Origin of the sequence: Mesorhizobium sp. M7A.F.Ca.ET.027.03.2.1, assembly GCF_003999175.1 — a bacterium.
In the GTDB taxonomy this organism is placed as follows: Bacteria; Pseudomonadota; Alphaproteobacteria; order Rhizobiales; family Rhizobiaceae; genus Mesorhizobium.
Genome location: NZ_RZOM01000270.1, coordinates 1 through 6,296, shown reverse-complemented (window position 1 = coordinate 6,296; position 6,296 = coordinate 1). Strand labels below are relative to the sequence as shown.

The 6,296-nt window shown below is 63.5% G+C and carries 6 protein-coding genes and 1 pseudogene; 4 read left to right on the top strand and 3 right to left on the bottom strand.

Translation table 11 applies throughout. The features are described 5' to 3' along the window. Positions 1–129: 129 nt before the first annotated feature. From fliI to EN750_RS14065, 3 genes are read right to left on the bottom strand one after another with little or no spacing between them, the layout of a single operon-like run. Complete coding sequence (gene fliI, locus EN750_RS14075; protein ID WP_127396772.1) at positions 130–1,533, bottom strand: flagellar protein export ATPase FliI; 1,404 nt, start codon at positions 1,531–1,533, stop codon at positions 130–132. 3 nt (positions 1,534–1,536) lie between these two features. Then, positions 1,537–2,259, bottom strand: coding sequence for a flagellar basal-body rod protein FlgF (gene flgF, locus EN750_RS14070; RefSeq protein ID WP_127380744.1), 723 nt, complete (start codon positions 2,257–2,259; stop codon positions 1,537–1,539). A gap of 7 nt (positions 2,260–2,266) precedes the next feature. Next, entirely contained in the window at positions 2,267–3,388 is a 1,122-nt protein-coding gene (locus tag EN750_RS14065) for a DUF1217 domain-containing protein (RefSeq protein ID WP_127320967.1), read from the bottom strand. Between the two features lie 146 nt (positions 3,389–3,534). Here EN750_RS14065 and motA point away from each other — a divergent pair, with 146 nt between their 5' ends. From motA to EN750_RS14045, 4 genes and pseudogenes are all read left to right on the top strand, one after another. Beyond that, positions 3,535–4,410 (top strand): flagellar motor stator protein MotA, encoded by an 876-nt coding sequence (gene motA, locus EN750_RS14060; RefSeq protein WP_127290388.1) that lies wholly within the window; start codon positions 3,535–3,537, stop codon positions 4,408–4,410. A 32-nt stretch (positions 4,411–4,442) separates the two neighbouring features. Then, positions 4,443–5,390: a FliM/FliN family flagellar motor switch protein gene (locus EN750_RS14055; protein WP_127269588.1), complete on the top strand. Its 948-nt coding sequence runs from the start codon at positions 4,443–4,445 to the stop codon at positions 5,388–5,390. A gap of 16 nt (positions 5,391–5,406) precedes the next feature. Then, positions 5,407–5,793, top strand: a complete 387-nt coding sequence (fliN, locus tag EN750_RS14050; protein WP_127396771.1) for a flagellar motor switch protein FliN — start codon at positions 5,407–5,409, stop codon at positions 5,791–5,793. Positions 5,794–5,836: 43 nt separating this feature from the next. Beyond that, positions 5,837–6,296: pseudogene (locus tag EN750_RS14045) on the top strand (flagellar motor switch protein FliG); the annotation flags it as partial.

Sequence of the window (6,296 nt, the reverse complement as noted above, 5' to 3'; positions counted from 1 at the left end):
GCCTCGGCTTTGGCTGCGATGGCACGGGCAGCCTTTGCCTTGGCGGTTCTCGTTTCGTCAGCCTCGGCTTGCTCCACGGCGTTGGCCTCGGCGATCATGTCGCGCAGAATGCGCTCGGTATATTCGCGTTCAGTCTCCGGCATCGGCGTTCAGCTTGCTCTTGAGGTGGCGGGCGAGATCGGAGAACGGGTCGGTCGACGGGCGATCCTTCGGCGCTTGCGTCAGCGCCTCATAGATCAGCGGCACCTGGCGCACGGCGATGTCCAGTTCGGCATCGACTCCGCCCTGATAGGCCCCGAGCAACCGGATATCGCGCGTGTCCTCGAAGCGCGAGATCATCGACTTCAGCCTTGTCACCAGCGCGCGCTGTTCGACGCTCCAAGCCTTTCCGGCCAACCGCGATATGGACGACAGCGGGTTGACGGGGGGATAGCGACCCTGTTCGGCGATCGCGCGGTCGAGCACGACATGGCCGTCGAGGATGCCGCGCACGGAATCGGCGACCGGGTCGTTGTGGTCGTCACCGTCGACCAGCACGGAAATGATGGCGGTGATCGATCCCTTGCCTTCCGTACCCGGCCCGGCGCGTTCGAGCAGCTTGGGCAGTTCGGTGAACACCGAGGCCGGATAACCGCGCGCGACCGGCGGCTCGCCGGTCCCCGTCGCCACCTCACGCAGGGCGTGGGCGAAGCGGGTGATCGAATCCAGCACCAGCAAAACGCGATGCCCCTGGTCGCGAAAATGCTCGGCGACGCGCATGGCGGTGTCCGGCGCACGCCGGCGCATCATGGCGCTTTCGTCGCTGGTGGCGACGACGGCGACGGTCTTGGCCATGCTGTCGCCGATAGTATCCTCGAGGAATTCACGGACTTCTCGGCCGCGTTCGCCGATGAGCGCCACCACGACGGTATCGAATGCGTCGGCGCCGGCGAGCATGGCGAGCAGCGTCGACTTGCCGACGCCGGAGCCGGCAAAGATGCCGAGGCGCTGGCCGAAGCAGAGCGGCGTGAAGATGTCGATGACCTTGACGCCGGTCATGAAGGCAGTGCCGACGCGTTGCCGCGCCATGGCTCCCGGCGTCGTCTGGGCGCCGCTCGATGTGTCGTCTCCCCGGGCGAGCGGCGGGCCGCCATCGATCGTCCTGGTGAGTGCGTCGATGGTGCGGCCGCGCCACGAGGCATGCGGCGCCACCACGAGCGGACCGCGGCGGAAAACGGCATCACCGATGCCGGCATCGGCGCTGCGTTCGAAGGGCGCCACGACGGCCTCGTCGCGGCCGATCTTGACGATCTCGCCGCGGCGCGCACCGGCATGGCCGCGCTGCTCGACGATGTCGCCCAGTCTGGCGAAGCCGGAAAGGCCGTGCACCTTGTAGTGCGTGGGCGTGACTTCGATGACGCGGCCGCCGCGCTTGAGCAGCGCCTCGGCGTCGGCGAAACGCCGCCAGACCCGTTCCAGCGCGGCAAGCCGGTCTTCCGGCGCCGGCTGGAGTTGTCTTTCGAGTGCGCGCAGGGATGGCTGGTCGAGCGACATGGATTATTTCGAGCCGAGCGTCTTGATCGCCTCGTCGGTGGAGGAGTCGGTCTGCCGCATCAGGGCGGCGGTGTTCTCGAAGGCGCGCTGGACCATGATCAGCCTGGTGATCTCCAGCACCGGATTGACATTGGACTCTTCGAGAAAACCCTGGGCGACGCCGATATCCGAGCGATCGGTGACAGGCTCCGGGGTGCGTGCCGGAACGATGCCGGAATTGCCGTAGCGGACGAAGTTCGGGCCTGGGTCGAAATTGTAGAGACCGATCGAGCCGACAAGCTGATCGTTCTGGCGCAACGAACCATCGGCCCCGGCCTTGGGTGGGCCGTTGCGGGGATCAAGCTGGATCGGCGAGCCGCCGGCATCGAGCACCGGGTGGCCCTCGATCGACATCAGCTCGCCGTTCTCGTTCATCGAAAAGCGGCCGTCGCGGGTCATGACGGTGCCGACCGGCGTCTCTATGGCAAACCAGGCATCGCCCTGGACGGCGAAATCGAAGGGATTTCCGGTCTCGCTCAAGGCACCATGGGCGCCGGAAAGGTAGGTCTTGCCCGGGGAGGCGAAGGATACCGATTTCTGCCCGGTGCCGGAGACGACGTCCTCGAACTTCACGCCGGTGGCGCGAAAGCCGATCGTCGAGGCATTGGCGACGTTGTCGGCGATGGTGTCGAGGCGCCGCTCGAGCGCGATCTGCGACGAAAGGGCGACGTACAGGCTGTCCCGCATGATTGTCTCAGAACCTCAGTTTCTGCATGGCCATCATCAGGTCGGTGGAGATGCCGACTGTGAGTGGCTGGGCAAACAGCACGCTGACCGAGGTGACGGCCGATGAAGTCGGGTGGTTGATCTCGTACATGCTGGTGAAGCGGGTCAGGAATTTGCCCAGTTTTTCGGGGTCGGAGAAATCCGAGATGTCGAGTTTTTGCTCGAACAGCTGCGCCTGCTTGTCGACATCGGCGGTGGCGAAGGAATCGGGCAGGCCGAGCACGGTGCGCACGACACTGGCAAGCGCGGTGTCGGCCAGCACGTCATACCAGCTGGTGATGGTTGGGGCCTTGCGATCGAAGTAAAGCGCCAGCCGCACGCCCTGGTTGGCCTGACCGGCATCCTCTTCGAGGGTCTGGCGCATGTATTTGTCGACGGTCGGCTGCTGCGCCGGATTGATGGTGGTGGTGTTTTCGCCATAGGCTTCGAAGTTGAAGGCGGAGGCAAGCGCGGCATAGGTCTTGTCCGTCATCTTGTTGGCGACGCTGTCGGGATCGCGGACGCCGCCCTGCAGAACCCGCTTGATGAGATCCTTGTCCTCCGTCGCCGAGTCGAGACCGAATGACGCCAGCGCGTATGTGTAGAGCCGGTTGTTCGACATCAGATCGTCGATCGACTTCACCTTGGTGATGTTGGCGAGATAGTATGTCGTCTCGCCCTTCACATAGGCCGAATTGGGATCGAGGCCGGCGATCTGGGCCTGGATGGCATAGTTCTTGGTCACCAACTGCTGTGTCTTGTTGTAGATGGTCGCATCGGCGCCGTTGGCGGCGAAGTTGAAGGCGCTGACGAATTCGGCGTAACGCTTGTCGGTCAGCTTGTTGGCGAAGCTGTCGGGATCGGAGACGCCTTCCTTGAGTGCCTTGACCATGAAGGCCTTGGCGTAGTCCATGTCCTCCAGCCCGTAGGCCTTCATGGCATACTTGAACAAACGGTCGTTTTTGACGAAATCGTCGATCGATTTCACCTTGGTGATATTCGCGAGATAATATTTGGTGTCGCGATCAACCACGGGCTGCTGCTCGATCCTGTCGATCGATTTTGAAATGTCCTTGGTGATGAGCTGGTAGCTGGTAAAGGTATTGAGCAAAGACGTGCCTCCGGCCGAAGCTATGCCGGCACAATACCCCTACTTCCTTGCGCGAAACTGAATCGCTTCCACGCCCTCGATTCAAGCCTCACACAAGGCACGGGGACTATCCCTAGCTCCTGATGTGAAATGCGGAAGGACCTGTCGTGGGCATTCTGATTGGACTGGTGGTAACGCTCGGCTGCGTCCTCGGCGGCTTCATGGCCATGGGCGGCCATCTTCACGTGCTGATCCAGCCATGGGAGGCCGTGATCATCTGTGGCGCGGCTTTTGGCACCTTCCTCGTTGCCAATCCGATGAAGACGGTCAAGGACACCGGCAAGGCCATTCTCGAAGCCTTCAAGCAGGCGGTGCCGAAGGAACAGGACTATCTCGAGACGCTCGGCGTGCTGCACTCGCTGATGCGCGAGCTGCGCTCGAAATCCCGCAGCGAGGTCGAGGCGCATATCGACAATCCGGAAGAGTCGGCGATTTTCCAGGCGTTCCCAACCGTGCTGCACAATCATGACCTGACGCATTTCATCTGCGACTACTGCCGCATCATCATCATCGGCAATGCCCGCTCGCACGAGATCGAGGCGCTGATGGACGAAGAGATCCAGACCATCAGGTCCGACAAGATGAAGGCCTATCACGCGATGGTGGCGGTGGGCGATGGCCTGCCGGCGCTCGGCATCGTCGCCGCCGTGCTCGGCGTGGTCAAGGCGATGGGCGCGCTCGACCAGTCGCCGGAAATCCTCGGCGGTCTGATCGGTGCCGCACTTGTCGGAACGTTCCTCGGCATCTTCCTGTCCTATTCGGTGGTCGGGCCGGTCGCCACCAAGATCAAGACGGTGCGTGAGAAGAAGAACCGCCTCTATATCATCGTCAAGCAGACGCTGCTGGCCTACATGAACGGCGCGCTGCCGCAGGTGGCGATCGAGTTCGGCCGTAAGACCATCTCGTCCTATGAACGGCCGACGATCGATGCCGTCGAGCAGAGCACGATGAATACCGGCACCGTCGAAAAGAAGGCCGCCTGAACGATGCGCGATAGATCGGTCCCAGCACTGTCATGACCAGTCCGGGCAGCCCAGCGGAAGCGCGTTCGCTGATCATCGAGCGTCTGGTCGGCGACAGCGGCGAGGCCGCGCAGGTCATCGACGCAGGCCGCGCCATGGCCGAACGCGCCGTACCGCTGTTGCAGAAAAGCCTGACCAGCGAGCTTGGCGTTCCGGTCGTCGTCGACCTCAAAGCGATCGAGGTCAGCCGCGTTCCCGAGGCGCGTTCGCGTGCCGGCGACACGTTTGCCATGACCGTGATCGGCTCGTCGGCGTCCTCTGATGCGATGACCCTGGTGATCGATGCTCCGGCGATCGCGATCATGGTCTGCACGCTGTTCGGCGGCGACCCGGATCTGCCGGCATCGCCGATCGAACGCGATCTGTCGCAGATCGAAATCGATGTTTCGACCATGGTGTTCCAGCAGGTCGCGCAGGCCCTCAACGGATCGGGAAAGCGCTCGCTCGACCTGCGCCTGCCCGCGCCGCGAGCAATGTCCGGCACCGAGGCGAAGCGGTATGTGCTGCGCGATGGCGCGGCAATCCGTATCGTGCTTGGCATCTCGACGCCGGCCGACAGTGGCACCGTCACGGTGACGATGCCGCAGCGCGTCGTGCTGGCCAGCCGCGACGGAGCCGTGCCTGTCAGCGACGACGATCACGGCCCCAGCTGGCGCGCCCGCTTTTCGGAAGAGGTGATGCGCTCCACCGTGGCGCTCGAGGCCACTATGCCGCTGGCGCGGCTGACGCTCGGCGACCTCGCCGGTTTCGAAATCGGCGACGTCATCGAATTCGAGGAAACGGCCCAGTCCCAGGCGCGTCTCAGCGCACGGGGCAAGACGCTGTTCGTATGCGAGTTCGGCAAACTGGGACAGAATTACACCGTCCGGATCAGGCATCCTTACGACGCCGGGCAGGACTTTATCGACGGGCTGATGCCGGCTGCCGCCGGACGCGCCTGAGCATTTGGAGACGATCATGGCCAAAAACAAGGCGGAAGCCGACCTCGACCAGCCGGACGAGCAACTCGATCGCGCCATCGAAGAGTTGCGCGGTGTCCTGCATGAAGAGGAGCAACGCCCCGATGCGGCCTTCAGGGCGGCCTCATCAGCCAATTCGAGCGTGATCATGAACATCCCCGTCGATGTCCAGATCATCCTCGGCAGCACCGAGATGCCGGTCTCCGATCTGATGGCGCTGCAAAAAGGCTCGACCGTGGCGCTCAATCGCCGCATCGGCGAACCTGTCGACGTCGTGGTCAACGGCCGCAAGATCGCGCGCGGCGAGATCACCGTGCTGGAAAGCGATCCGTCGCGGTTCGGCATCAGGCTGACCGAAATCATCGCCGGCACGAAGGGCGCCTAGACATGGTTTGCGGGGCTTGCCGGTGGCAGCGGAGGCGAGTGGCATGACGACGCCGGTGACCTTGACCCGCGCGCAGAAGGCGGCCGCCATACTTGTGGCGATGGGCAAGCCGTCGGCCAGCCGCCTGCTGAAATTCTTCAAGCAGGAAGAACTGAAGGCCCTGATCGAGGGCGCCCGCCTGCTGCGGACGATTCCGCAAAGCGATCTTGAGCGCATCGTCGCCGAGTTCGAGGCCGAGTTCACGGAAGGGGCGGGATTGCTTGATTCCGCCGACAGGATGGACACCATCCTCAACGAATCGCTCTCGCCCGAAGAGATGAGCGCGATCATGGGCGACAAGAAATTCGAGGTCGCACCGGAAGGCCCGCCGCCGATCTGGCCCGAACTCGAAAAGCTCGAACCGGCGCGGCTTGGTGCCTTCCTGGCCGGTGAGCATCCGCAGACGGCGGCCATGGTGTTGTCGAAGCTGGCGCCGCAGGTGGCGGCCAACGTGCTGCTGACAC

What these genes read in the sequence shown, in the direction of transcription:
- fliI (WP_127396772.1), bottom strand. Translation starts at nt 1,533, where the DNA reads ATGTCGCTCGACCAGCCATCCCTGCGCGCACTCGAAAGACAACTCCAG.
- EN750_RS14055 (WP_127269588.1), top strand. Translation starts at nt 4,443, where the DNA reads ATGACCAGTCCGGGCAGCCCAGCGGAAGCGCGTTCGCTGATCATCGAG.
- flgF (WP_127380744.1), bottom strand. Translation starts at nt 2,259, where the DNA reads ATGCGGGACAGCCTGTACGTCGCCCTTTCGTCGCAGATCGCGCTCGAG.
- fliN (WP_127396771.1), top strand. Translation starts at nt 5,407, where the DNA reads ATGGCCAAAAACAAGGCGGAAGCCGACCTCGACCAGCCGGACGAGCAA.